Below are 23,235 nucleotides of genomic sequence, written 5' to 3'. Positions count from 1 at the left end.
ACCGTAGAGCCGTCGCAGGATCCACACTCGCGCGGAACTACAGCATGCAGGACACGCAGCCCTCGACCTCGGTGCCTTCCAGCGCCATCTGCCGCAGCCGAATGTAGTACAGCGTCTTGATTCCCTTGCGCCACGCATAGATCTGCGCCTTGTTCACGTCGCGGGTGGTGGCGGTGTCTTTGAAGAACAACGTCAGCGAGAGCCCTTGGTCGACGTGCTGGGTGGCCGCCGCGTAGGTGTCGATGATCTTCTGGTACCCGATCTCGTACGCATCTTGGTAGTACTCCAGGTTGTCGTTGGTCATGTAGGGCGCCGGGTAGTAGACCCGGCCGATTTTGCCTTCCTTACGGATCTCGACCTTCGACACGATCGGGTGGATCGACGACGTCGAATGGTTGATGTAGGAGATCGATCCGGTCGGCGGCACCGCCTGCAGGTTCTGGTTGTAGATGCCGTGCGCGGCCACCGACTCCTTCAGCCGCTGCCAATCGTCGCGGGTCGGGATGCGGATATCTGCCTCAGCGAACAGCTGACGCACCTTGTCGGTTTTCGGCTCCCACGTCTGCTCGATGTATTTGTCGAAGAACTCCCCCGACGCGTACTTGGACCGCTCGAAACCCTTGAAGTGGGTACCTCGTTCGATCGCGATGCAGTTCGAGGCCCGCAGCGCGTGAAACAACACCGTATAGAAGTAAATGTTGGTGAAATCGACTCCCTCTTCGGAACCATAGAAGATGCCTTCACGAGCCAAGTAGCCGTGCAGGTTCATCTGCCCCAGCCCGATCGCGTGGGAGTCATTGTTGCCCTGCTCGATTGAGGGCACCGAGGCGATGTGCGTCTGGTCGCTCACCGCGGTCAGCGCGCGAATCGCCACCTCGATCGTCTGCGCGAAGTCCGGTGAATCCATCGTCTTGGCGATGTTCAGCGATCCCAGGTTGCAGGAAATGTCCTTGCCCACTTTGGCATACGACAAGTCGTCGTTGAACAACGACGGTGTGGACACCTGCAGGATCTCCGAGCACAGGTTCGAGTGGGTGATCTTGCCCTCGATGGGGTTGGCCCGGTTCACCGTGTCCTCGAACATGACGTAGGGGTAACCGGACTCGAACTGCAGCTCGGCCAGCGTCTGGAAGAACTCCCGCGCCTTAATCTTGGTCTTGCGGATCCGCGCGTCATCGAGCATCTCGTAGTACTTCTCGGTCACCGAGATGTCGGCGAACGGCACACCGTAAACCCGTTCGACGTCGTACGGCGAGAACAAGTACATGTCCTCGTTGCGCTTGGCCAGCTCGAAGGTGATGTCGGGAATTACCACTCCCAGGCTCAGCGTCTTGATCCGGATCTTCTCGTCGGCGTTCTCCCGCTTGGTGTCCAGGAAGCGGTAGATGTCCGGGTGATGGGCGTGCAGGTACACCGCACCGGCGCCTTGGCGTGCGCCCAACTGATTGGCATACGAGAACGAATCTTCGAGCAACTTCATGATCGGAATGACGCCGGAAGACTGGTTTTCGATGTTCTTGATCGGTGCACCGTGCTCGCGAATGTTGCTCAGCAGCAACGCAACTCCGCCGCCGCGCTTGGACAGCTGTAGCGCGGAGTTGATCGATCGCCCTATCGACTCCATGTTGTCCTCGATGCGCAGGAGGAAACACGAAACCGGTTCGCCGCGTTGCTTCTTGCCCGAGTTCAAAAAAGTCGGGGTAGCCGGCTGGAACCGGCCGTCGATGATCTCGTCGACGAGCTTCTCGGCCAATTCGGTGTCGCCGGCCGCCAACGTGAGTGCGACCATGCAGACCCGGTCTTCGAAGCGTTCTAGATACCGCTTCCCGTCGAACGTCTTCAGCGTGTAGGAGGTGTAGTACTTGAACGCGCCAAGAAACGTTGGGAACCGAAACTTCTTGGCGTAGGCACGATCCAGCAGCGACTTGACGAAGTTACGCGAATACTGGTCGAGCACCTCACGCTCGTAGTAGTTCTCGCGAATCAGATAGTCGAGCTTCTCGTCCTGATTATGGAAGAAGACCGTGTTCTGGTTGACATGCTGCAGGAAGAATTGGCGCGCCGCGAGTACGTCCTTGTCGAACTGGATCTTGTCGTCCGCGTCGTACAGATTCAGCATCGCGTTGAGCGCGTGGTAGTCCGTTTCGTCGGACAACACGTGGGTGCCGGCGGTTACCGGCTCTGCAGTGACGGTTGGTGACACGTCTGTTCCTTCCAGAAGTCAGCCCAGAAATTGGCTAAGCCCGCTCGGACGGCGGCGACGTCGTCCTCGGTACCCATCAGTTCGAAGCGGTAGAGGTACGGAACGCCGCATTTGCGGGCAACGACATCGCCGGCGTAGCAGAACTCTGCACCGAAGTTGGTGTTGCCGGCCGCGATCACCCCGCACAGCAGTGCTCGATTGTGCTCGTTGTTCAAAAAGGCGACGACCTGTTTGGGGACATAGCCGCCTGCTCGAAGATCCGGGGCGGCCCGGCCACCGCCGTACGTGGGCAACACCAGCACATAGGGCTCGTCGACCTCGATACGACCATGCAGCGGTATCCGCGTGGCGGGAACACCCAGCTTCTGCACGAAGCGATGGGTGTTCTCCGACACCGAAGAGAAATAGACCAGGTTGCGCGCCTGCACCGCAACCTCCTTACCTACAGGTCGCCACTATGCGGTCAGTACGGCCCCGGCGAGCGCCTTAATGCGGTCGGGCCGGAAGCCCGACCAGTGGTCGTTTCCGGTCACCACGACCGGTGCCTGCAAGTAGCCCAGCGCCATCACGTAGTCACGCGCCTCGGAATCGAGGCTGATGTCGACCGTCTGGTAGGCGATGCCCTGCTTATCCAGCGCCTTGTAGGTGGCACTGCACTGCACACACGCGGGCTTGGTGTACACGGTGATGCTCATCAGAAATACCGCTCCTTTGCGGAAGTTGGGAAGCTTACATGGACTGGCAACTATTCAGGTACAACGTGTGTGCTGTGTTCAGCGGTCCGCCAAGCCCCCAAGATTCCCGTCGTGCGGCCGCCACGTCACCTGACCTGGCGATACCGATTCCGGAACGATCACCCGCCTGGTCGGCGAAGTGAACTTGGGATCTGCCGGCGCCTCGAAACACTACACCTAGTGGGTGACAAGGAGAAGAGGTACAAGATGTTCTGAACAACATTTATGGAATTCCCTGGTCGTAAGCCATGCCCTGCGAACCATCCGGCGTGTCGGAGCTCACAACCGTCGCCTGACAGCCGTCGCAGGTGCCTATCCGCATCGGTATATCACCGGGCACCGACATTGATGGTGTTCAACCGCAACGGTTGATGATTAGCTGGCCCGTCCGCTTCCGGTGGTGACCCTGGCACTGACTGACGCCCTGCCGGGTTGTCTTTTTCTTGATCTGTCTCACCGGCGGCGGGCGGGTCGCACCATGAGGCCCGGCAGGGCGGACATGACCTAATCAGGAGCCTGGTAGTTCCCTCATCAATGTCTTGTCTGCCCGCCCTACCGGGTGTCACCGCAACCGCCGGTGATCACACCGGCAGAAGGGAACATCACCATCGTGACAGCATCGCAGTTGGTCGTCATTGGCGCCGACACGCATCTCGATACCGTTCACCTCGCCACGTTGAGCGATACCGGCAAACCCTTGGCAGATGCGGAGTTCCCGACGAACCCGACGGGCTATTGCGAGGCGCTCACGTGGGCGCAGAGCTTCGGGACAGTACTGATCGCCGGGGTGGAAGGCACTTCCAGCTATGGTGCGGGATTGACCCGGGCGCTGCAGGACGCCGGCATCGAGGTCGTCGAAGTTAACCGCCCCGACCGCGCCACCCGGCGCCGGCGCGGCAAGTCCGACCCGCTCGACGCCTATGCCGCGGCCCGTAACGCGTTGTCCGGGGACGGCCTTGCCGCCCCGAAAGACGAACGCACCACGGCGCTGAGCGCTCTGTTGACCGCTCGTCGCGGCGCAGTCAAAGCCCGCACCGCAGCGACCAACCAAATTCAATCTTTATTGATCACCGCACCCGCCGAGCTGCGTGAACGCTACCGCCGTTGCAACACAGCCGGTCTGGTCAAAGCCCTAGCTCGTTGCCGGCTTGTTGCCCATGGTGACCCGACCACCATGGCCGTCCTTAGCGCAGTCAAGACGCTGGCCCTTCGCGCGCAGTTCCTGCATCGCCAAGAGCGTGAACTCACCGACCAGATCGACACCCTGGTACAGAGCATCAACCCCGGGCTGCGCGTCGCCCACGGCATTGGACCCGACACCGCCGCCGCGCTACTAATCACCGCCGGCCTCAACCCATATCGGCTACGCAGCGAAGCCGCCTTTGCCGCGCTATGCGGTGTTGCCCCCGTTCCGGCCTCCTCGGGCAAGACGACCCGCCATCGACTCTCGCGGGGCGGCGATCGCTCAGCAAACAACGCGTTGTACCGCATCGCCTTGGTGCGAATGTCCAATGACCCGCGCACCCGCGACTACGTCGCCCGCCAAACCACCAACAATCGCCGCAAGGCCGAAATCCTGCGCCTCCTCAAACGCGCCATCGCCCGCGAGGTCTTCCGACTACTCACCCGCCCCTGCGTCATCGACGACTACAGCGATCTACGCCCAGCTCGCCAAGCCAAAAACATCACTCTCAGCACCGTGGCCGAGCACTTCGGCGTCTGGCCTAACGACATCTCCCGACTCGAACGCGGACTCCAACGCAACGACACCCTCGCCGCCAATTATCGCCAATGGCTCACCGCCGCTTGACCCATAACACGAATAGGAGCATCAAGGCTGGTGTCACCGGCGCGTCCCCTTACCGCCGGCAGAGCCGCCAGCGGCAACTGGCGGCTCTGCTGCTCACCGAATGTGTTCAACTCACCTCGGCAGCAAGCTTGCCGACGATGTCACGCAAATGTCCGGAAATCTCGCGGCTGTCCGCGGGAGCCTTGCCCGCCAAGGACTGAAACGGCACAGACAATCTGATTCCGTCGATCACGTTCGCGCCGGCAATGCCGAACGACTTGCGCGCCTCGTCGTGCGCCCACACACCGCCGTATTGGCCCAACGAACCACCGATGACCACCAGCGGCTTGTTCTTCACCGCGCCATCGCCGAATGGTCGTGACAGCCAGTCGACCGCATTCTTGATCATCGCGGGGATGCTGCCGTTGTATTCCGGGGTGACCACCAGGACGGCATCCGCGTCAGCTACGGCGTCCCGCAACGCCGTCACCGAAGCCGGCACCCGCGCCGGTGTGTCGATGTCCTCGTTATAGAACGGCAGCTCCCCCAGCCCCTCAAACACCGTGACGGTGACGCCGTCCGGGGCAACCTGCACGGCCAACTCGGCCATCTGGCGGTTGATCGACGCCACGCGCAGGCTTCCTACTAACACCAAGACGTTGATGTTGGAGTTCTCCGGCACCGTTCCGTTCCCTTCGTTGGCTGGTCTACATCCTTGCACGCCACAACCGGACTGTGGTCCGTTTTATTCCAACCGCGTTACAGTACAGGAGTGACCGGTGTCGAGCGGTTGGGCGAGTTGCCGCTGTTCGCTCCAGCAGAGCCTCCACCAGAGCGCGGTGACGCGGCGCGTAATCGCGCGCTGTTGTTGGAAGCGGCCCGCCGCCTGGTCGCCACACGCGGTGCGGATGCCGTCACCATGGACGACGTCGCGGCGGCCGCCGGCGTCGGCAAAGGCACGCTATTTCGCCGGTTCGGCAGCCGAGCCGGCCTGATGATGGTGCTGCTCGACGAGGATGAGCGCGCCAGCCAGCAGGCGTTCCTATGCGGGCCGCCACCGCTGGGCCCCGATGCGCCTCCGATGGATCGACTGGTCGCGTTCGGGCGGGAGCGGATCGGCTTCGTCCATACCCACCACGCGCTGCTGTCCGCCGCCAACCGTGACCCGCTGACCCGCCACGTTGGGGCGGCCGCGGTACAGCGCACCCATGTGCGGGTGCTCTTGCAGTCAGCACAGACCACCGGCGACCTCGATGTCCAGACCGACGCCCTGCTGGCGCTGCTCGACGCCGACTACGTCGAACATCAACTCAACTATGGCGGTCACACCCTGGAGACGTTGGGCCAGGCGTGGGAGAGTCTGGCGCGCAAGCTGTGCGGCCGGTGACCAACTGGATCCTGCATGTCGACCTCGACCAGTTTTTGGCGTCGGTCGAGCTTCGCCGCCACCCCGAACTAGCCGGGCTGCCGGTCATCGTCGGCGGCGCCGGCGATCCGACCGAACCGCGCAAGGTCGTCACCTGCGCCTCATATGAGGCCCGCGAATTCGGCGTGCACGCGGGCATGCCGCTACGGACGGCCGCCCGGCGCTGCCCCGACGCCACATTTTTAGCGTCCGATCCGGCCGCCTATGACGACGCCTCCGACCACGTGATGGGGTTGTTGCGCGACCTGGGACACCCGGTCGAGGTCTGGGGCTGGGACGAGGCGTATGTCGGGTTGACCGCAGCGGATGCTACCCACCCCACCGAAGTCGCCGAGCACATCCGCGCCGTCATCTTGTCGGAAACCGGGCTGTCCTGCTCGGTCGGCATCAGCGACAACAAGCAGCGCGCCAAGATCGCCACCGGCTTCGCGAAACCGGCCGGGATCTTTACCCTCACCGACGCGAACTGGATGACCCTGATGGCCGACCGACCGGTCGACGCGCTGTGGGGTGTGGGACCCAAGACCGCGAAAAGGCTTGAAGCCCTTGGGATAGCAACGGTGTGGCAGCTTGCACACAGCGATGGCGAGCTGCTGACTTCCACCTTCGGTCCGCGAACCGGCTTATGGCTGCTGCTGCTCGCCAAGGGCGGCGGCGACACCGCAGTCAGCGCACAGCCATGGGTTCCGCGGTCCCGCAGCCACGTCGTCACGTTTCCACGTGACCTCACTGACCGAGCCGAAATGGATTTGGCGGTAACGGAGTTGGCGCAGCGAGCGCTGACCGATGTGGTAGCTGCATCGCGAATCGTGACTCGAGTGGCGGTCACCGTGCGCACCGCAACGTTTTACACCCGCGTCAAGATCCGCAAGCTGGACGCGCCCACCACCGATCCCGACGTCATCACCGCCGCGGCACTGCGCGTCCTGGATTTGTTCGAGCTGGACCGCCCGATCCGATTACTCGGGGTGCGGCTCGAACTCGAGATGCCCCGCTAGCCTCCCGGCCGAAGCGCCCGCGTGAAAACCACGTTAGCGTGCCGCATCGCCACGCTGTACGGCCACCACGCCAGCCGCTTGAACCCATACAGCACCCGAATGTCGTGCGAGGTGTAGATCAGGTACCGGTTCTTTGCGACCCCGACCAAGATCTTCTCGGCCGCCCTTTCCGCTGACACCGCATGATCACCGAAGCGGTCAACCCACCGACTGACCCTCGGGTCTTGGCGGTCGACCCCGGCAATTTCGACAGTGTCGACTAGCGGTGTCCGCACCGCACCGGGCACCACGACCGACACCCCGATGCGGTGGGAGGCCAGGTCGAAGCGCAGCACCTCAGACAGTCCGCGCAGTCCGTACTTGCTGGCACTGTAGGCCGCATGCCAGGGCAGCGCGACCAGCCCGGCCGCCGAGGAGACATTGACCAAATGTCCACCCCGGCCGGCGGCCAACATCGGCGGCACGAACGTCTCAATGACGTGGATCGGGCCCATCAGGTTGATCGCGACCACGTTGCTCCACTGGTCGTGGGTGAGCCGGTCAACGGTCCCCCAGGCCGACACGCCGGCGATGTTCATCACGACGTCCATGCTGGGGTGCCTCGCGTGGATGTCAGCGCCGAACGCCGCCACCTCGTCGTAGTCGGAAACGTCCAGGGCGCGATGCTCAGGTACCTGTGCACCGAGCGCCCGTGCGTCGGACACGGTTTGGGCCAAACCGTCACGGTGGCGGTCGGTCAGATACAGCTCGGCACCATGAGCGGCGAGCCGCAACGCGGTGGCTCGGCCGATACCGCTAGCCGCACCGGTAACAAAGCACCGCTTCCCCGCGAAATACCGTGCCGGCTGCGCCATGGTTTACCTTTGGCCGCCACCCCATATAGCGTTGAGCCACATCTGCTCGTGCACCCGCATGCGGCGCTCCATGTCACTGTCGCGACCGACCAGCATAGAGTCACCGACCAGCATCAACGCGGTGGTACCCACCAGGGTACGGATCAATGTCGGGATGTCTGCACAGATCGGATGCGCGGTCCCTGCTTTCATCTCGGCCTCGACGACGGCGACGAGCTGGCCGAGCACCACCTCGAATTGCCGTTCGAAAATATCCTGGATCTCAATATCGTTGTGGCGGGCGACATTGCAGGCCGTCATCACCGGGTCGTTACGTGCGTAGACAACGGCGGCACTGCCCACCATTCGCTTGACGAACTGCTCGGGTGACTCGCCCGGCTGACGGGGGGCGAAATACTGGGTGAGCTCTTCGAGTTCTTCGACTACCTCGGCCAGAATCTGGGCGAGCACGGCGTACTTGGAGTCGAAATAGAAGTAGAAGCCGGATCGGGTCACCCCGGCGCGGTGGCTAATGGCGCTAACCGACAGCTCCGCGAACGGTTTCTCCTCCAGGAGCTCACGCACTGCCCGCAGGATCGCTTGTCGGTGCCTGTCACCACGCCGTCGCACGGCTGGTACGCCCTGCTCCTGGTTGGCGGCTGGGCTACTCACCTTGTGCTCGCCTCCTGACCCTTGCACCATGCCACTCAAAAAAGAAACTTGGCAGCCGTCAATCCTGTCCGAAGGATCATAATCGGTAACATTGTCATCATCTGTCCAGGCAGGCAAAGGAGCGTTCATGGGCGCCACCGTCAGCACGTCGCGTTATGTGCTGGACCAGGCCCGGCGCCGATGCACCCCAACGCTTAACACCATCCCCGGTATGGGAGCGGTCGAAAGGCGCCTGCTCGCCCACGACTGGAAGACAAAGGTACTGGCCGAACCACCCGACGGTAGCAGCCTCAAACCCATCGTCGGCGATTCGGGCGTTCCCGTTCTCGGTCACATCATCGAAATGTTCCGGGGAGGCGCGGACTACGCGCTGTTCCTGTATCAAACACACGGTCCGCTGATTTATCTCGCCTCGCCGATCTTGCCGTCGATTGCCGCGTTGGGGCCCGACGCCACCCAGGCCGTATTCGCCAATAAGAACAAGGACTTTTCGCAGAAGGGTTGGCACACGGTGATCGGCCCGTTCTTCAAGCGGGGCCTTATGCTGCTGGATTTCGAAGAGCACCTGCACCACCGGCGCATCATGCAGGAGGCCTTCACCCGGACCCGCTTGGCCGGCTACGTCGAACACATTGACCGGGTGGCGTCGGCCATCATTGCCAACTGGCCAACCAACGACGCACGGTTCCTGTTCCATCCCGCGATGAAGGAGCTCACCCTCGACGTCGCGTCAACGGTGTTCATGGGCCATGAACCCGGTACTGACAGTGACCTAGTCACTAAGGTGAATCAGGCCTTTACCACGACAACACGCGCCGGCGGCGCGATCGTCCGCCACCGGGTCCCGCCGTTTAAATGGTGGCGTGGGCTGCGTGCCCGCAAGGTGCTCGAGGACTACTTCACCGACCGCGTCATCGAGCGCCGTCACGCTCGTGGCACCGACATGTTGACGGTGCTGTGCCACACCGAGGACGACGACGGTAACAGCTTCACTGATGAAGACATCATCAACCACATGATCTTCCTGATGATGGCCGCCCACGACACCTCGACATCAACGACCACAACGATGGTCTACAACCTGGCCGCGCATCCAGACTGGCAGCAGCGGGCACGCGAGGAATCGGCTCAGCTCGGCGATGCACCGTTGGACATCGATGCGCTAGAGAAGCTGGAAACTCTCGATTTGGTGATGAACGAATCTCTTCGCATGGTCACCCCGCTGCCGTTCAACATGCGCCAGGCCGTTCGCGACACCGAGCTGCTGGGCTACCACGTGCCGGCCGGAACCAACATCACGATATGGCCTGGATTGAACCACCGACTGCCCGAATTATGGACAGAGCCAAATAAATTCGACCCGGAACGCTTCGCCGAACCGCGGTCCGAGCACAAGAAACACCGGTACGCCTTCGCACCGTTCGGGGGCGGCGCGCACAAGTGCATTGGCATGGTATTCGGACAGCTAGAGGTCAAAACCGTTGTGCACCGACTGCTTCGCCGCTACCGACTCGAGCTGATCCGGCCCGACTACCAGCCGCGATGGGACAACGGCGGTATGCCGATACCGGTGGACGGGATGCCGATTATGCTGCGTCCGCTCTGACCCGCACCGCGAACCACACCCCGAGCAGGCGCCAATCTCCCGATCTTCTTTTTGCTGACCTCGCGGCGCTCGTCATAGCGCAGAGCCGCCCAGGCACGCCCGGATACCCATGGCATGGGTGTTTAGTGGCATAGGTGCGCAGCCAGGCCCTCATTTCGACGTCTGGATCGGCCGGGGTCTGCCATCGGTAGCCGACGGTAGGTGGAGCGGGCGAGCCCAACGGGCTTGCACGCCAAACGTTTCGACATGCTCAACGTGTCCTTGAGCATGTCGAAACGTTTGGCGTTTGGCAGCTGGGCTCAGAATTTTCCCTTCGCCACCTCCCGCAGCGCATTCTTCTCCAGTTCGGCCTCGGCCAGCAACCGCTTCAAACGGGAGTTCTGCTCGCGCACTCCCTCAGCTCTCTGGCGGCGTCAGTGTCCATCCCGCCGTAGGCACGACGCCAGTTGTACAAGCGTTACCGCCGACACACCAGCTGTGCGGCGATTTCCTCGCCAGTCTTACCCGACCGCAGCCGCTGGACTACTTGCCGACGCACCGTGGCCGGATACATACGTGGCATGTGACCTCCTGCTGATCACTCTGCCCTCAACTCTCACAACGGTGGACCTACAACACGGGTACAGATCACCCGGTCTCAATCACGGGGAACACGCCAAGATGGTCCCATCGATGGCAAACGGGTGGTCTCATACTCATGGCTAAGCCGCATACCCCGGCGGCGTAGCCATTAATTTTGCGGTAATAGGCACTGAGATGCTACCGTAGTTGACACATGTCAAGTCTGGTACACGTTCACATGACTATGCGGTCGAAGGAAGCGCTAGTGACTCATCCAAATCAAAACATAATAGAAATAACGGAAGTAGAAGATGAAAACGTTCATCCGTCGTCCTATCAAAAAGACTGTGACCAGTCATCAGCAAACTTCGATCAGGCGCTATCACAGTTGAAGGCGTTGTTATTGGCAGGCGAGGATGAGGTACAGGCAAGTCCGGACAGCATGACTGAGGTAAGCGCCAAGATGGGGGAGATAAGTCACCAAATTTCGATAGCAAACGCCAAGAAGGCCCCGGTGATGACCAAGATTCCCGCGCCGGGGAAGGACAGCGCCTCCGCTCTGTTGGCGAGATTTTTTAACGCTCGCGGGGTTCTGTATCAGGTACATACCGATCGAGGTGCAGACATCGGCAAACAGCTCTCCTGGAGCCTAAAGGATGCCGCATCTGCCTATACGGATACTGACAAAATTATTGACATGATCTCGGAGAATTTTCTTATTCTTTGATGCCCGTTTAATACTCGCAGGCTGCCGCGCCAGGCGCATACCGATCGAGACACAGACATCGGCAAACAGCTCTCCCAGAGCCTAAAGGATGCACATGTTGCCTATACGCACACTCCCGAGAAACAGCGAAGAGGATCGTGTCAGGGTGAGCAGTTCGGGGATCTGCAAGTCGATACACCAAGCCAAGATACGGTGCAGGCGGTGAGCGTCCCCGCCGTCGCGTACGGTCGACAGCAGGATGCGCAGCTCTTCTTTGGCGATCCAGGCCGACAAGCTCTGTGCGGTGGGATCGGTGGCGCTAATCCGGTCCCACATCTTGGTAACGCTTTTGTCCGACAGGCGTTCTCGGGCGTTCAGCAGGAGACGCAGGTTGACCCACTGGGTCGATCTTGCGGTCTCGGTCGGCCACCACACGCCATGGGCCGCGGCGACCTCGGCCACCGACCGGGCCGCATCCCCGACCACCTTGGCCATCTGCACACGCAACCGAAGCGTGCTGCGGGCTCGGGCGGGAACCTGGGTGATGGCCTCGGTGAACGATCCCGTTTGCAGTAGTCTTCCCGGCATCGCCAGCGAACTTTGTTCCAGCGCACCATGATACGGTCTTCCCTGTAAGGGATCTTTTGGCGAGGTGACCACGTAGTCCTTCACCGACATCGATACCACCCCGCGCGACAAGCACACCGCCGCACTCTGTTCCTCGGCGACCACATCGACCACCCGCGTCCCGTCGCCGTAGCGCTCAACACCCACAACGCGTACTCCTGGCAGCCCGAACACCACTGTCGGAGCAAGGACCCTCAGTTGTCAGACACGCCGAACAAAATCAATGGGCTACCTGCCTACTTAAGGCTGAAGAGCCGGCAAACGGGTGGTCCCATGCTAATGGCAAAGCCAGCTCCAAACTGGTCCTATCCTCCCGGCGCACGACAGCGTGTACCCCGACGGCGTAACCATTAATTTTGCGGTGATGACGCTGAGATGCTATCGTAGTTGACACGTGTCAAGTCGGGTACACGTTCACATAACTAAGCGGTCGAAGGAAGTGCTAGTGACTAGTCCAAATCAAAACATAATAGAAATAACAGAAGTAGAAGATGAAGACATTCATCCGTCTTACAACCAGGAATACTTTGATCAGTCGTCAGAAAACTGGGATCCGTCGCTATCACAGTTGAATGCGTCGTATCTGGCAAACGCGAATGCGATGCAGGCAAATCCGGATAGCATGACTGAGGTAAGCGCCAAGATGGTGGAGATAGCTCACCAAATTTCGATAGCAAATGCCCAGAAGACCCCGGTGATGACCAAGATTCCCGCGCCGGGTAAGGATAGCGTCTCAGCTCTGCTAGCGAGATTTTTTAATGCTCGCGGAGACCTGTACCGGGTGCATACCGATCGAGGCGCGGACATCGGCAAACAGCTCTCCTGGAGCCTAAAGGATGCCGCAACTGCTTATAGGGAGACTGACAAGATCATGAGTGACTTTCATATTGTGTGATGCTCGTTTAATGCTCGTGGGCTGCTATGCCAGGTACATACCGATCGAGGCGCGGACATCGGCAAACAGCTCTCCTGGAGCCTAAAGGATGCCGCATTTGCCTATACGCGCACTGCCGAGGGCACCCGAGGAGGATCGGGTCACAGCATAGCTACTCACGGTGTGCGACCGGCGGATAGATCTGCCAGCGATATGTTGATTGTAGAGTTGAGGAGAAAGTAACCGAGGTGCCAAATTTCAACGCATTACCACCCGAGATCAATGTTAGCAATATTAAAGGTCCAGGTTCTAAGCCAATATTGATCGCTGCAGCAGCATGGGAAAGTCTAGAGCAAGATTTGTCTTCTGCGGCGGAGGGGTGGGGACCTCAAATTGCCACGGCGTACGAAGTGTTTCAAGGTGAGGCAGCGAACAAATTTTCAGAAGCGGCAGTACGGTACCATGAGTGGCTGCATAAACACGCCCTAACGGCCAAATGTACCGCCGAGTATCTCATTCAAGCGGCGGACGCTTACGAAGAGGCGGTCAGATCGATGGTGCCGACAGTTTCGATAGTGAAGAACCGCGCGGCTGCCTGGACTATGAAATCAACTAATCTTTTGGGACAATTCACCCACAAAATCATGGAGCTGGATGACGAATACCACGAGATGTGGGCCACCAATGCAGGCGTGATGAATGAGTATCAGTTTCGCATCTTCGATATCATGAGACAGGTTGAAGAAACAGGAATTACACCGGCTCCGCTAGTAATCCACGGCTCTTCCAAGGCCTTCAGCGGCTCTCATTACTCCAACATCATCGAAGAACTCTAGTAGTTGAGTTTTGACCGTTGGCGGCATTTGAAAATTGGATGGCCCGCCACCTGGCCGGCGGATAACCACTGCGGCTTTGGACTGTGTCACCCATAACGCAACGAAATTAACTGTAAGGAGATACAAAGAGTATGACCGCACGTTTTATGACCGATCCGCACGCGATGCGGGATATGGCGCGCCGTTTTGAGATGCACGGCCAGACGGTGGAGGACGAGTCACACAAGATGTGGGCCTCGACGCTGAACATCGCGGGTGCAGGCTGGAGCGGGACCGCGCAGGCAACCTCGTTTGACACCATGGGGCAGATGAATCAGGCGTTTCGCAACATCGTGAACATGCTGCACGAGGTGCGTGACCAGCTAGGTGCCGCCGCCACCCGCTACGAGCAGCAAGAGCAGGCCTCCCAGCAGATCCTGCAGGGTAGCTAACGGCGGAAAACCGCCGCTGTCCACGACCTTTTCTCATTCACTTTCTCAATTGAGGAGCACAAAAACTCATGTCCAGCATTAACTACCAGTTCGGGGATATTGACGCCCACGGCGCCACCATCCGCGCGCAAGCCGCGTCGTTGGAAGCCACCCATCAGGCCATCCTGGCCAGTGTGCGCGACGCCGCTGACTTTTGGGGCGGCCAGGGCTCGGCGGCATGCGAGCAGTTCATCACAGATTTGGGCCGCAACTTCCAGACGATTTATGAGCAGGCCAACGCCCACGGCCAAAAAGTGCAAGCCGCCGGTAACAACATGGCCGACACCGACCGCTCCGTCGGCTCCGCATGGGCCTAACCCCCACACCGGCCGGCAGATGAAGTGACAATCCCCGGGAATCACCAAGACGTTGGTTGTCGGGGATTGATCCTAAGATGAGCCGTACCCGCACCCAGGATCAGACAGTCCTTCATATCTTCCCCAAGCTTGGCTTTCAGCGTCGCCTTCATATCGATCTCGGTCAGCACACCGAAACCTTGCTGCGCCAGCGCTTTCCCGCTCGACTGCGTCGTCAAACGATGTGTGTAGGGTGGCCGATAGCGAAAGCTCATGGTACTCCAACCCCCTCGAGCTCTGTCGCGGCAGTGCAAAGGACCGCTTCCATTCTGCTTCGCGCACCGGTTGAGCGGACAGCCCCTGAGCCATATTAGTTGCGCCCAGATCCTGCTGCTCCAGCTACAAAACGGCTCGCGGTGTCGGGTGATGGCGCTAACATTTTGTGGCGAGCGGCGGGAATCTCAGGCCACGGATGGGTACCAACGAAAGGCATGAACAATGATCGCGACAAAAACCAGCACGGCGAGGCTGACCGTTTGGACACTAAGCGCAGTGCTGGTAGCGGGATTCGCGGTGTTGGTGGCAGGCTGTGCGCCGCAGGATGCCCAGTCCCCAATTACGGTGACGCAAACATCCGGGGTGGAGCCGGCTCCGCCCCCTGCGAGGTAGTGTCCCGCAGACCGGCGTCTAATCGGTTACCATGGGCGACCCGCGTGCCTGCCAAATCCCTTGGGCAGGGTACTTTCTCGCGGCGCCGGGTCCGAAGCTGAGGCCACCACTGCCCTACAGCCAGCACGCTGTCGCAGCGTCCAGATGACGACGGATGCGGTAGCGCGCCAAGCTGTCGTCACCGTCGGTGATTTCCTCAACAATCCGCTGGTGAAACAACTCGGCGATGATCCGCAGGAATAGGTCTAGCAGCGCATTGCCGGCCAACTGCGCCAATCCGATGTGGAACCGCGACTCCTCGGCCGCGGCCGTGTCGCCGAGCATTTGCATGGTCCGATAAACGACCTCATGACGAGCCTGTCGCTGCGGGACCGCGTGGCACGCTGACATCACCGGGTTCAGCAAGCCGCCGGTGCCGAATCCGGTGCCGCAGTCCGCGGGGTGGATCCACAATGCGGCGTTGACCTCGTCGGCCGGGGTGTCGCACAAGGTGGCGATCCCGTCGATGTCGGCGGCAACTAAGCCGGCGTCATCGATGGCGGCCCGCACCGCCTCCATGGTCAGCTGCGGCCCGGGAATACCGGTGCGACGACAGATTCGCGAGATGCCGATGCCGGACACGATGGCGTCTTTCGAAATGGCTCATCCGCACCGCCCGTAGGACGGGACTACCACCCGTATAACCCGGACATCCCGACTCTGTATGTGATCGCTATCGTCGAACTCGCCGAACAAACCGGACTGCGGATAGCCCCTAATATCGTTGACTGCGAACCGGATTCAGCGACATATGGAATGCCCGTCGATATCCGACCCGAGCTAGGCTCCGGAGGCACGCCGTTGTTCGCACCGGCCGCTAGCTGATCAGCGGGTACGAATCAGAGCGCAGCGCTTGCGCGCGATTGTCGGTCCGTAGTTTACGGGTGCGACCGGTAGCAACGCCGGCGACTGCCTCGCCGGCCCGCGCTGGCCAAACAAGTTGCCAACACACACCGAACCTACGACACAGGTACAGCCGTGTTCACGCTCGCCGGCCTGTTGTTCATTCCTTGACCGGCGTAGTTGAGCGCGATCAGGCCCGCTAGACCCTGCTGGTGATCGGCGGTGGCGCCACCCACGGAGTCATCGCCGCCAACGCTGAAAGCACCAATAATTCATAGCGCCGCATCACCGCGACGGCGCGGTTCCCGTACTGCGTGTATTGCGCATCGAGGTCGGCGATCGCCGGAGTGTTTAGCCCGAGTTGGTTGGTCGTCGCCAGCTTATCCCGGTCAGCGCGGTTATCGGTGATCGCCGCCGGGGACACCATTGCCCGATGCGCATTGGTATAGGCCGTGCAGAGGTAAGCGGTCTGCTGGTGGGTCACTTCGAGCTGCTTTTCGAGCCTACGCAGCCAGCTCAGAAACTGCGTGGCCGCGTTATGCATCCGTCTCGCCGACGGACCCGAGCACTGCTCTTGCAGCCTTTGGAGGATCTCGCCGAACGGCTCAACAACTCCGGAAGACATCTCCTCAATCATGTGCTGCCACTCCCCGGCGGCGGCGACCATCGAGCCAGTACCCGGGCCGGTATACATGTTGCGGGAGTTGGTCTCTGGCAGTAGTTCGCTGTAGTGAGACTCGTCAAACATCTTTTATGCCTTGTTCCTTCCGGTGCGTTTCCCGTGCTGGTATTGCCTTCAGCGAGATCAGTGCAAGGCATGCGCTGTGTTGGTGGTGCGCAACGACTGCGATGGCTCACCGTAATACGACGGACACCAAAGAGCCTGCCTAACAAGGTAGCCGGGCTGTTAGTTGATCAGCGGGTCGCGAGGCATGCCGAGAATCCGCTCGGCGATTTGGTTGCGAGTGACTTCCGAGGTGCCGCCGGCGATGGCCATACCGCGAGCCCCCATGATCAACCGGCCGGCCACCGCGCCAGGCCCGTCGAGCAGCGCCACCTCGGGCCCCAGCAGCGCCGCCGAGATCGCCGCGCCCTCAACCATGTGCTCCGCCAGCTTCAGTTTGGTGATGTTGCCTTCCGGGCCGGGGCCCGCTCCTTCGACGCTGCGGGCGGCGCGACGCAGGTTCAGCAGCCGCAGCGCGTGGTCTTCGGCGAGGTAGGTTCCGACGCGGATTTCCGCACCCGCCAACCGATCCGCCCGCTGCTGGGCCAGCTGCACTAGTTGCGCCGCCAACCCCTGGTAGAACGAACCGCTACCGCCGATACTGACCCGCTCATTACCCAGCGTCGCCCGCGCGACCGTCCACCCCGAGTTGGGTGCACCGACCACGTCCTCGTCCGGGACGAACACGTCGTTGAAGAACACCTCGTTGAATTCCGATCCGCCGGTGATCTGCCGCAATGGCCGCACCTCAACGCCCACCGCTTTCATGTCGATGATCACGGTGGTGATGCCGGCGTGCTTAGGCGCATCCGGGTCGGTACGCACGGTGGCCAAGCCGCGGTGGCAATACTGGGCCCCACTGGTCCATACCTTTTGCCCGGTGATCTTCCAGCCGCCGTCGGATCGCGTGGCCCGGGTCTTGACGGACGCGGCATCCGATCCCGCGTCGGGTTCGGAGAATAGCTGACACCAGATCTCCTCCTGACGCAGCGCCTTCTCCACGAATCTTTCAATTTGCCAAGGTGTTCCGTGCTGGATCAGGGTCAGGATCACCCAGCCGGTAATCGAGTAGTCCGGGCGTTTGATGCCGGCCGCGCGGAACTCCTCGTCGATCACCAGCTGCTCCACGGCGTCGGCCGCGCGACCCCACGGTTGGGGCCAATGCGGCATCACGTAGCCGGTCTCGATCAGCTTGTCGCGCTGCGACTTCTTGTCCAGGGCGGCGATCTCGGCTGCGTCAGCGCGGATCTGGATGCGTAGTTCTTCGGCTTCGGCCGGTAAGTCCAGGCTGTTGGCCCGGACAGCACCCGCCGCGGTGCGATCGAAGACATCGGCGGCCGGCGCGTCGCCGCCCAGCAGTGCCGCACTGACCAGCGCCCGCCGCAGGTGGAGGTGCGCATCGTGTTCCCAGGTGAAGCCGATGCCACCATGCACCTGGATGTTGAGTTCGGCATTGCGGGCGTAGGCGGGGAACGCCAGCGCGGCCGCCACCGCGGCGGCCAGCCGGAATTGCTCCTCATCCTGCGATGCCGCGCGTGCGGCGTCCCAGACCGCGGCGACCGCCGACTCGGCGGCCACCAGCATGTTCGCGCAATGATGCTTGACCGCCTGGAACGTGGCGATGGTGCGGCCAAATTGCTGACGCACCTTGGCATACCCGACGGCGGCATCGACGCAGTCCGACGCCCCGCCCACCGCCTCGGCAGCCAGCAACGTGCGCGCCCGGGCCAGCACCGATTCCCGTGCCCCCGGCAAGATGTCGTCGGCGGTGACGCTGACGTTGCGCAGCCGGACGCGCCCGCAACGCCGGGTCGGATCGAGGTTTTCGGGCATGTCCACCGACACGCCCACGCGGTCGCGTTCCAACACCAGCACATCGTCACCGGCGGCGATCAGCAGCAGCTCGGCCAGCCCAGCACCCAACACAATTCCGGCCTCGCCGTCGGCTGTGCCACCGTCTGTGACCCGCGCCTGGCTGTCCAGCCCGATGCCCGCCGTGACGCTCCCGTCGATCAGCCCGGGCAGCAGCTGCGCCTTGTGATCGGCGGTGCCGTCGCTGGCGATCACCGCCGACGCGATCACGGTCGGGACGAATGGCCCCGGCGCCACCGCGCGACCCAGTTCTTCGATCACTACCACGAGTTCGGGCAACCCGTAGCCGGAACCACCGTACTCTTCGTCCACATGCAGACCGAGCCAGCCGAGTTCCACCATGTCAGACCAGAATCCAGGCCGGGCCTCGTCGGCTGTATCGAGTAGTGATCGGGCCGCCCAGCGTGCCTTCTGCGCGATCAAGAACGCGCGAGCTACCTCGGCGAGTTCACGATGGTCGTCGGTCAGTGCGATACCCATCAGGGGTCCTCCTCGTCAGCCAAAAAGTGTACTTAATATCGGCGCGACGGGACGTTTACTTGAGCGCGAACCATGTCAAGCTGAACTGTGCTGTTTTTCGACGTGGCTGCCACGTCGCGCGATGTTGGCGGCACCTCGTCGCGGCTGTCCAAGGTTGCGCGCATCGCTGAGCTGCTGCGCGCTGCCGCGCCCGACGCCCACGTGGTCGCGATCATCGTGTCGTGGCTCTCCGGTGAACTGCCCCAACGCCGTATCGGCGTCGGCTGGGCGTCGCTGCGGTCACAACCCGCGGCGGCACCGCAGCCGGTGTTGAGTGTTACCGACGTCGACGCCACCTTCTCCGAGATCGGCGCGGTGTCCGGCACAGGAGCCCAAACCCGGCGTGGCGAACTCGTCGCGCGGTTATTCGCTGCCGCAACCGAAACCGAACAGCTCTTTTTGCGCCGGCTACTGGGTGGTGAGCTGCGCCAGGGTGCGCTGGCCGGGATCATGGCCGACGCCGTGGCCGTCGCCGCCGAAATCCCCGCTGCCGCCGTGCAGCGTGCGGCAATGCTGGGCGGCGATCTGCCCGCGGTGGCAGCCGCCGCGCTGTCCGGGGGACCCGCAGCAGGGCGAGCGGCGCTGGATGCATTTACGCTGCGCGTGGGCCAGCCCGTCAGCCCGATGCTCGCGCAGACCGCGACCGGCGTCGCTGATGCGCTCGAACGCCACGGTGGCACAACCATTTTCGAAACTAAGCTGGATGGCGCTCGAGTGCAGATCCACCGGGCCGGCACCGAGGTCACGGTCTACACCCGAAGCCTTGACGACGTCACTGCCCGGTTGCCGGAGGTGGTGGAGGCGACGCTGACGTTGCCGGTGCGCGACCTTATCGCCGACGGCGAGGCGATCGCACTGCGGCCAGACAACCGGCCGCACCGCTTCCAGGTGACGGCATCACGCTTCGGCCGGTCGCTCGATGTCGTCGCAGCCCGTGCAGCACAACAACTTTCGGTGTTCTTCTTCGACATCCTGCACTGCGACGGCATCGACCTGCTCGACGCGCCGACCACCGGCCGACTGACCGCCCTCGATGCGCTGGTCCCACCGCTGCATCGGGTCGACCGGCTACTCACGTCAGACCCGTCAGAAGCCAACAACTTTCTGAACGCGACGCTGGCCGCCGGCCACGAAGGAGTGGTGGCCAAGTCACCGGCCGCGCCCTACCAAGCGGGCCGTCGCGGAGCTGGCTGGCTGAAGGTCAAACCGGTGCACACGCTCGACCTGGTGGTACTGGCCGTGGAATGGGGGTCTGGGCGCCGGTACGGGAAACTCTCCAATATTCATCTGGGCGCACGTGATCCGAGCACTGGCGGATTCCTGATGTTGGGCAAAACATTCAAGGGCATGACCGACGAGATGCTGGACTGGCAGACCGCCCGGTTTCGCGAACTGGCCATCGGCGGAACAGATGGTTACGTGGTCACATTGCGCCCCGAGCAGGTGGTCGAGGTGGCGTTCGACGGCGTACAAAGCTCGTCACGCTACCCCAGCGGGCTGGCGCTGCGATTTGCCCGGGTGGTTCGTTACCGCGACGACAAAAGCCCGGCCGAAGCCGACACCATCGACGCCGTGCGCGCGCTGTTCTGATCGACGCCGGTGCGCCCGGCAGCGCCATACCGCCGAAGGTCGGCAGATCCGCAGTACGTAGGGTTTGAGCGTGACAGAGCGCATCGCAGAAAAGGAACGCGAGCACCAACGGGTCAGCTTCCTCCACACCGACACCGATCTGCCCCCCGTCGCGATCATCGACCGCTCCCCCATGACCCTGCGTCACAAGGTCATCTTCGGGATCATCGCCGTGATCGGTGCCATCGCCTGGGCGATCATCGCTTTGGTCCGCGGCGAGACCGTAAACGCGGTCTGGTTTGTGGTCGCGGCGATCTGCACCTACATCATCGCGTACCGGTTCTATGCCCGGTTGATTGAAATGAAGATCGTTCGTCCGCGTGATGATCACGCCACACCGGCTGAGATTTTCGAAAACGGCACCGACTACCTGCCAACCGACCGGCGCGTGCTGTTCGGCCATCACTTCGCCGCGATCGCTGGAGCCGGGCCCCTCGTCGGTCCGGTCCTAGCTACCCAAATGGGTTATCTACCGGGCGCCATCTGGATCATCATCGGCGCGACGTTGGGTGGCTGCGTGCAGGACTACCTGGTGTTGTGGATATCCACCCGGCGCCGGGGCCGTTCGCTAGGCCAGATGGCACGCGATGAACTCGGCCCCATCGGTGGGGCGGCCGCCCTGGTCGGGGCCCTGGTCATCATCGTGATCGTGATCGCGGTGCTGGCGCTGATCGTGGTGCGGGCACTAGCGCACAGCCCGTGGGGCGTGTTCTCCATCGCCATGACTATCCCAATCGCGCTTTTTATGGGCTGCTACCTGAGGTTCCTGCGTCCCGGGCGGGTAACCGAGGTATCGATCGTCGGGTTCGGGCTACTGCTGCTCGCGGTGGCCGGCGGCCACTGGGTCGCCGAAACACCCTGGGGCGCCTCCTGGTTCAGTCTGTCGCCGGTGACCTTGTGCTGGTGCCTCATCATTTACGGTTTCGCCGCGGCGGTGCTTCCGGTGTGGTTACTGCTGGCGCCGCGCGACTACCTGTCGACATTCATGAAAGTCGGCGCCATCGCGTTGCTCGCGGTCGGCATCTGCATCGCCCAGCCGGCCATGCAGGCACCCGCAATCTCGCGGTTCGCCGCTCACGGCGACGGGCCAGTGTTCGCCGGCACGCTGTTCCCGTTCTTGTTCGTCACCATCGCGTGCGGCGCGCTGTCCGGATTCCACGCCCTGATCTCATCCGGGACAACACCTAAGTTGCTGGAAAAAGAAAGCCAGATGCGGCTGATCGGCTACGGCGGCATGCTCACCGAGTCCTTCGTTGCTGTCATAGCGCTGATCACCGCGTCGATCATCAACCAGCATCTGTACTTCACCCTCAACGCGCCGGCCGCGCAGACCGGCGGCACCGCGGCAACCGCCGCGGAGTATGTCAATGGCCTCGGTCTGTCAGGCGCACCGGTGACGGCCGATCAGATCACTCAAGCCGCCGGCGGTGTCGGCGAACAGTCGATTGTGTCGCGCACCGGCGGAGCACCAACACTGGCATGGGGCATGTCCGAGGTACTGCAGCGTGTCTTCGGCGGCGCCAGCCTCAAGGGATTCTGGTATCACTTCGCCATCATGTTCGAGGCGCTGTTCATCTTGACCACCCTCGATGCGGGCACCCGGGTGAGCCGCTTCATGCTCTCCGACACCCTGGGCAACGTGGGCGGCCCGCTGGCCAAGCTGCGAAATCCGAGTTGGCGCCCCGGCGTGTGGATCTGCAGCCTGGTCATGGTCAGCGCGTGGGGCAGCATCCTGCTGATGGGCGTCACCGATCCGCTCGGTGGCATCAACACCCTGTTCCCGCTCTTCGGAATTGCTAACCAGCTCCTCGCGGGTATTTCGCTGACTGTCATCACCGTGGTGGTGATCAAAAAGGGCCTTCTGAAATGGGCTTGGATTCCCGGAGTTCCGCTGCTAGGGGATCTGGCGGTCACGCTGACAGCGTCCTGGCAGAAAATCTTCTCCGCGGATCCGGCCATCGGCTACTGGGCGCAGCATTTCCAATACCTAGCGGCGAAAAATGCCGGCAAGACGACGTTCGGCGCGGCGAAGAACCCGCATCAGCTCAACGAGGTCATCAGGAACACCTCGATTCAGGGCACCCTGTCGGTGATCTTCGCCGCGGTTGTCGTCGTTGTGTTCGTCGCTGGAGTGGTCGTCGCGCTCAAGACAATTCGCGGCGCAGGCAGGCCGCTGACCGAGGATGACCCCGTGCCGTCGAAGTTGTTCGCGCCCTCCGGGCTGATTCCCACCGCCGCGGAGCGAAAGTTGCAAAGACGATGGGACGCCTGGCCATCGACTGGGCGTCCCATCGAGTAGCGAGGTTATG

Annotated in this window: 20 protein-coding genes and 4 pseudogenes; 12 read left to right on the top strand and 12 right to left on the bottom strand. The window is 62.0% G+C overall.

Annotation, left to right across the window (positions count from 1 at the left end; genetic code table 11):
• Positions 1-37 precede the first annotated feature (37 nt).
• Genes nrdE through B586_RS06415 form a run of 3 tightly spaced genes read right to left on the bottom strand, consistent with a single transcriptional unit; the run spans position 38 to position 2,898 of the window.
• Positions 38-2,203, bottom strand: a complete 2,166-nt coding sequence (gene nrdE, locus B586_RS06425; protein ID WP_047313096.1) for a class 1b ribonucleoside-diphosphate reductase subunit alpha — start codon at positions 2,201-2,203, stop codon at positions 38-40.
• Positions 2,173-2,631, bottom strand: a complete 459-nt coding sequence (nrdI, locus tag B586_RS06420) for a class Ib ribonucleoside-diphosphate reductase assembly flavoprotein NrdI (protein WP_054880388.1) — start codon at positions 2,629-2,631, stop codon at positions 2,173-2,175. The genes nrdE and nrdI overlap by 31 nt, the downstream gene beginning before the upstream one ends.
• A 27-nt stretch (positions 2,632-2,658) precedes the next feature.
• A complete protein-coding gene (locus B586_RS06415) occupies positions 2,659-2,898 on the bottom strand; it encodes a redoxin NrdH (protein ID WP_047313098.1) in 240 nt (79 codons plus the stop codon).
• A 649-nt stretch (positions 2,899-3,547) separates the two neighbouring features.
• Between B586_RS06415 and B586_RS06410 the strand changes: the two genes are divergently transcribed.
• The gene (locus B586_RS06410; protein WP_054880758.1) at positions 3,548-4,747 is read left to right on the top strand and encodes an IS110 family RNA-guided transposase; all 1,200 of its coding nucleotides are present in this window, start codon (positions 3,548-3,550) and stop codon (positions 4,745-4,747) included.
• 106 nt (positions 4,748-4,853) lie between these two features.
• Here B586_RS06410 and B586_RS06405 read toward each other — a convergent pair whose 3' ends face one another.
• The gene (locus B586_RS06405) at positions 4,854-5,408 is read right to left on the bottom strand and encodes an NAD(P)H-dependent oxidoreductase (RefSeq protein ID WP_156406725.1); all 555 of its coding nucleotides are present in this window, start codon (positions 5,406-5,408) and stop codon (positions 4,854-4,856) included.
• A 90-nt stretch (positions 5,409-5,498) separates the two neighbouring features.
• Here B586_RS06405 and B586_RS06400 point away from each other — a divergent pair, with 90 nt between their 5' ends.
• Both B586_RS06400 and B586_RS06395 read left to right on the top strand, forming a co-directional pair.
• Positions 5,499-6,113 carry a TetR/AcrR family transcriptional regulator gene (locus tag B586_RS06400; RefSeq protein ID WP_054880389.1) on the top strand — a complete coding sequence of 205 codons (615 nt, stop codon included), beginning with the start codon at positions 5,499-5,501 and terminating at the stop codon, positions 6,111-6,113.
• Positions 6,101-7,150 carry a DNA polymerase IV gene (locus tag B586_RS06395; RefSeq protein WP_211141616.1) on the top strand — a complete coding sequence of 350 codons (1,050 nt, stop codon included), beginning with the start codon at positions 6,101-6,103 and terminating at the stop codon, positions 7,148-7,150. Before B586_RS06400 ends, B586_RS06395 begins: the two co-directional genes overlap by 13 nt.
• Here the strand turns inward: B586_RS06395 and B586_RS06390 are convergent.
• Complete coding sequence (locus B586_RS06390; protein ID WP_054880390.1) at positions 7,147-8,004, bottom strand: SDR family oxidoreductase; 858 nt, start codon at positions 8,002-8,004, stop codon at positions 7,147-7,149. The two genes, B586_RS06395 and B586_RS06390, sit on opposite strands and share 4 nt — an antisense overlap.
• Positions 8,005-8,007: 3 nt before the next feature.
• Positions 8,008-8,655: a TetR/AcrR family transcriptional regulator gene (locus tag B586_RS06385; RefSeq protein WP_054881033.1), complete on the bottom strand. Its 648-nt coding sequence runs from the start codon at positions 8,653-8,655 to the stop codon at positions 8,008-8,010.
• A 127-nt stretch (positions 8,656-8,782) separates the two neighbouring features.
• Here B586_RS06385 and B586_RS06380 point away from each other — a divergent pair, with 127 nt between their 5' ends.
• Together B586_RS06380 and B586_RS06370 are read left to right on the top strand one after the other, a co-directional pair.
• The gene (locus B586_RS06380) at positions 8,783-10,261 is read left to right on the top strand and encodes a cytochrome P450 (protein ID WP_054880391.1); all 1,479 of its coding nucleotides are present in this window, start codon (positions 8,783-8,785) and stop codon (positions 10,259-10,261) included.
• A gap of 826 nt (positions 10,262-11,087) precedes the next feature.
• The gene (locus B586_RS06370; RefSeq protein WP_168162513.1) at positions 11,088-11,549 is read left to right on the top strand and encodes a PE family protein; all 462 of its coding nucleotides are present in this window, start codon (positions 11,088-11,090) and stop codon (positions 11,547-11,549) included.
• Positions 11,550-11,630: 81 nt separating this feature from the next.
• On the opposite strand, the gene B586_RS21940 is transcribed toward B586_RS06370, so the two are convergent.
• Entirely contained in the window at positions 11,631-12,302 is a 672-nt protein-coding gene (locus tag B586_RS21940; protein WP_236971363.1) for a hypothetical protein, read from the bottom strand.
• Positions 12,303-12,600: 298 nt separating this feature from the next.
• Between B586_RS21940 and B586_RS06360 the strand changes: the two genes are divergently transcribed.
• The 4 genes from B586_RS06360 to B586_RS06345 all read left to right on the top strand — a co-directional run bounded on the left by B586_RS06360 (position 12,601) and on the right by B586_RS06345 (position 14,652).
• Positions 12,601-13,050 (top strand): PE family protein, encoded by a 450-nt coding sequence (locus tag B586_RS06360; protein WP_156406724.1) that lies wholly within the window; start codon positions 12,601-12,603, stop codon positions 13,048-13,050.
• A 227-nt stretch (positions 13,051-13,277) separates the two neighbouring features.
• Complete coding sequence (locus tag B586_RS06355) at positions 13,278-13,865, top strand: PPE family protein (RefSeq protein WP_168162512.1); 588 nt, start codon at positions 13,278-13,280, stop codon at positions 13,863-13,865.
• Positions 13,866-13,996: 131 nt separating this feature from the next.
• Positions 13,997-14,296: a WXG100 family type VII secretion target gene (locus B586_RS06350; protein ID WP_047316942.1), complete on the top strand. Its 300-nt coding sequence runs from the start codon at positions 13,997-13,999 to the stop codon at positions 14,294-14,296.
• A 68-nt stretch (positions 14,297-14,364) separates the two neighbouring features.
• Positions 14,365-14,652: a WXG100 family type VII secretion target gene (locus B586_RS06345; protein ID WP_054880395.1), complete on the top strand. Its 288-nt coding sequence runs from the start codon at positions 14,365-14,367 to the stop codon at positions 14,650-14,652.
• An 89-nt stretch (positions 14,653-14,741) separates the two neighbouring features.
• On the opposite strand, the pseudogene B586_RS21935 reads toward B586_RS06345, so the two are convergent.
• The 3 pseudogenes from B586_RS21935 to B586_RS21570 form a co-directional block, all read right to left on the bottom strand.
• Positions 14,742-14,916: pseudogene (locus tag B586_RS21935) on the bottom strand (DUF302 domain-containing protein); the annotation flags it as partial.
• 498 nt (positions 14,917-15,414) lie between these two features.
• Positions 15,415-15,609 (bottom strand): annotated as a pseudogene (locus B586_RS21575) (FadR/GntR family transcriptional regulator); the annotation flags it as partial.
• Positions 15,595-15,946 (bottom strand): annotated as a pseudogene (locus tag B586_RS21570) (thiolase family protein); the annotation flags it as partial. The pseudogenes B586_RS21570 and B586_RS21575, both read right to left, overlap by 15 nt.
• 20 nt (positions 15,947-15,966) lie before the next feature.
• On the opposite strand from B586_RS21570, the pseudogene B586_RS21930 reads away from it, so the two are divergent.
• A pseudogene (locus B586_RS21930) lies at positions 15,967-16,164 on the top strand (OB-fold domain-containing protein); the annotation flags it as partial.
• Between the two features lie 217 nt (positions 16,165-16,381).
• Here B586_RS21930 and B586_RS06330 read toward each other — a convergent pair.
• A complete protein-coding gene (locus B586_RS06330; protein ID WP_054880397.1) occupies positions 16,382-16,930 on the bottom strand; it encodes a PPE family protein in 549 nt (182 codons plus the stop codon).
• A 159-nt stretch (positions 16,931-17,089) separates the two neighbouring features.
• Positions 17,090-19,258 (bottom strand): acyl-CoA dehydrogenase family protein, encoded by a 2,169-nt coding sequence (locus tag B586_RS06325; protein WP_054880398.1) that lies wholly within the window; start codon positions 19,256-19,258, stop codon positions 17,090-17,092.
• Positions 19,259-19,345: 87 nt separating this feature from the next.
• Between B586_RS06325 and B586_RS06320 the strand changes: the two genes are divergently transcribed.
• Together B586_RS06320 and B586_RS06315 are read left to right on the top strand one after the other, a co-directional pair.
• Positions 19,346-20,887 carry an ATP-dependent DNA ligase gene (locus B586_RS06320; protein WP_054880399.1) on the top strand — a complete coding sequence of 514 codons (1,542 nt, stop codon included), beginning with the start codon at positions 19,346-19,348 and terminating at the stop codon, positions 20,885-20,887.
• Between the two features lie 70 nt (positions 20,888-20,957).
• Positions 20,958-23,225: a carbon starvation CstA family protein gene (locus B586_RS06315; protein WP_236971362.1), complete on the top strand. Its 2,268-nt coding sequence runs from the start codon at positions 20,958-20,960 to the stop codon at positions 23,223-23,225.
• Positions 23,226-23,235: the final 10 nt, after the last annotated feature.

It is taken from the genome of Mycobacterium haemophilum DSM 44634 (assembly GCF_000340435.2).
In the GTDB taxonomy this organism is placed as follows: Bacteria; Actinomycetota; Actinomycetes; order Mycobacteriales; family Mycobacteriaceae; genus Mycobacterium; species Mycobacterium haemophilum.
This window is presented reverse-complemented; position numbering and strand designations above follow the sequence as displayed.

What these genes read in the sequence shown, in the direction of transcription:
- B586_RS06350 (WP_047316942.1), top strand. Translation starts at nt 13,997, where the DNA reads ATGACCGCACGTTTTATGACCGATCCGCACGCGATGCGGGATATGGCG.
- B586_RS06330 (WP_054880397.1), bottom strand. Translation starts at nt 16,930, where the DNA reads ATGTTTGACGAGTCTCACTACAGCGAACTACTGCCAGAGACCAACTCC.
- B586_RS06415 (WP_047313098.1), bottom strand. Translation starts at nt 2,898, where the DNA reads ATGAGCATCACCGTGTACACCAAGCCCGCGTGTGTGCAGTGCAGTGCC.
- B586_RS06390 (WP_054880390.1), bottom strand. Translation starts at nt 8,004, where the DNA reads ATGGCGCAGCCGGCACGGTATTTCGCGGGGAAGCGGTGCTTTGTTACC.
- B586_RS06345 (WP_054880395.1), top strand. Translation starts at nt 14,365, where the DNA reads ATGTCCAGCATTAACTACCAGTTCGGGGATATTGACGCCCACGGCGCC.
- B586_RS06325 (WP_054880398.1), bottom strand. Translation starts at nt 19,258, where the DNA reads ATGGGTATCGCACTGACCGACGACCATCGTGAACTCGCCGAGGTAGCT.
- B586_RS06380 (WP_054880391.1), top strand. Translation starts at nt 8,783, where the DNA reads ATGGGCGCCACCGTCAGCACGTCGCGTTATGTGCTGGACCAGGCCCGG.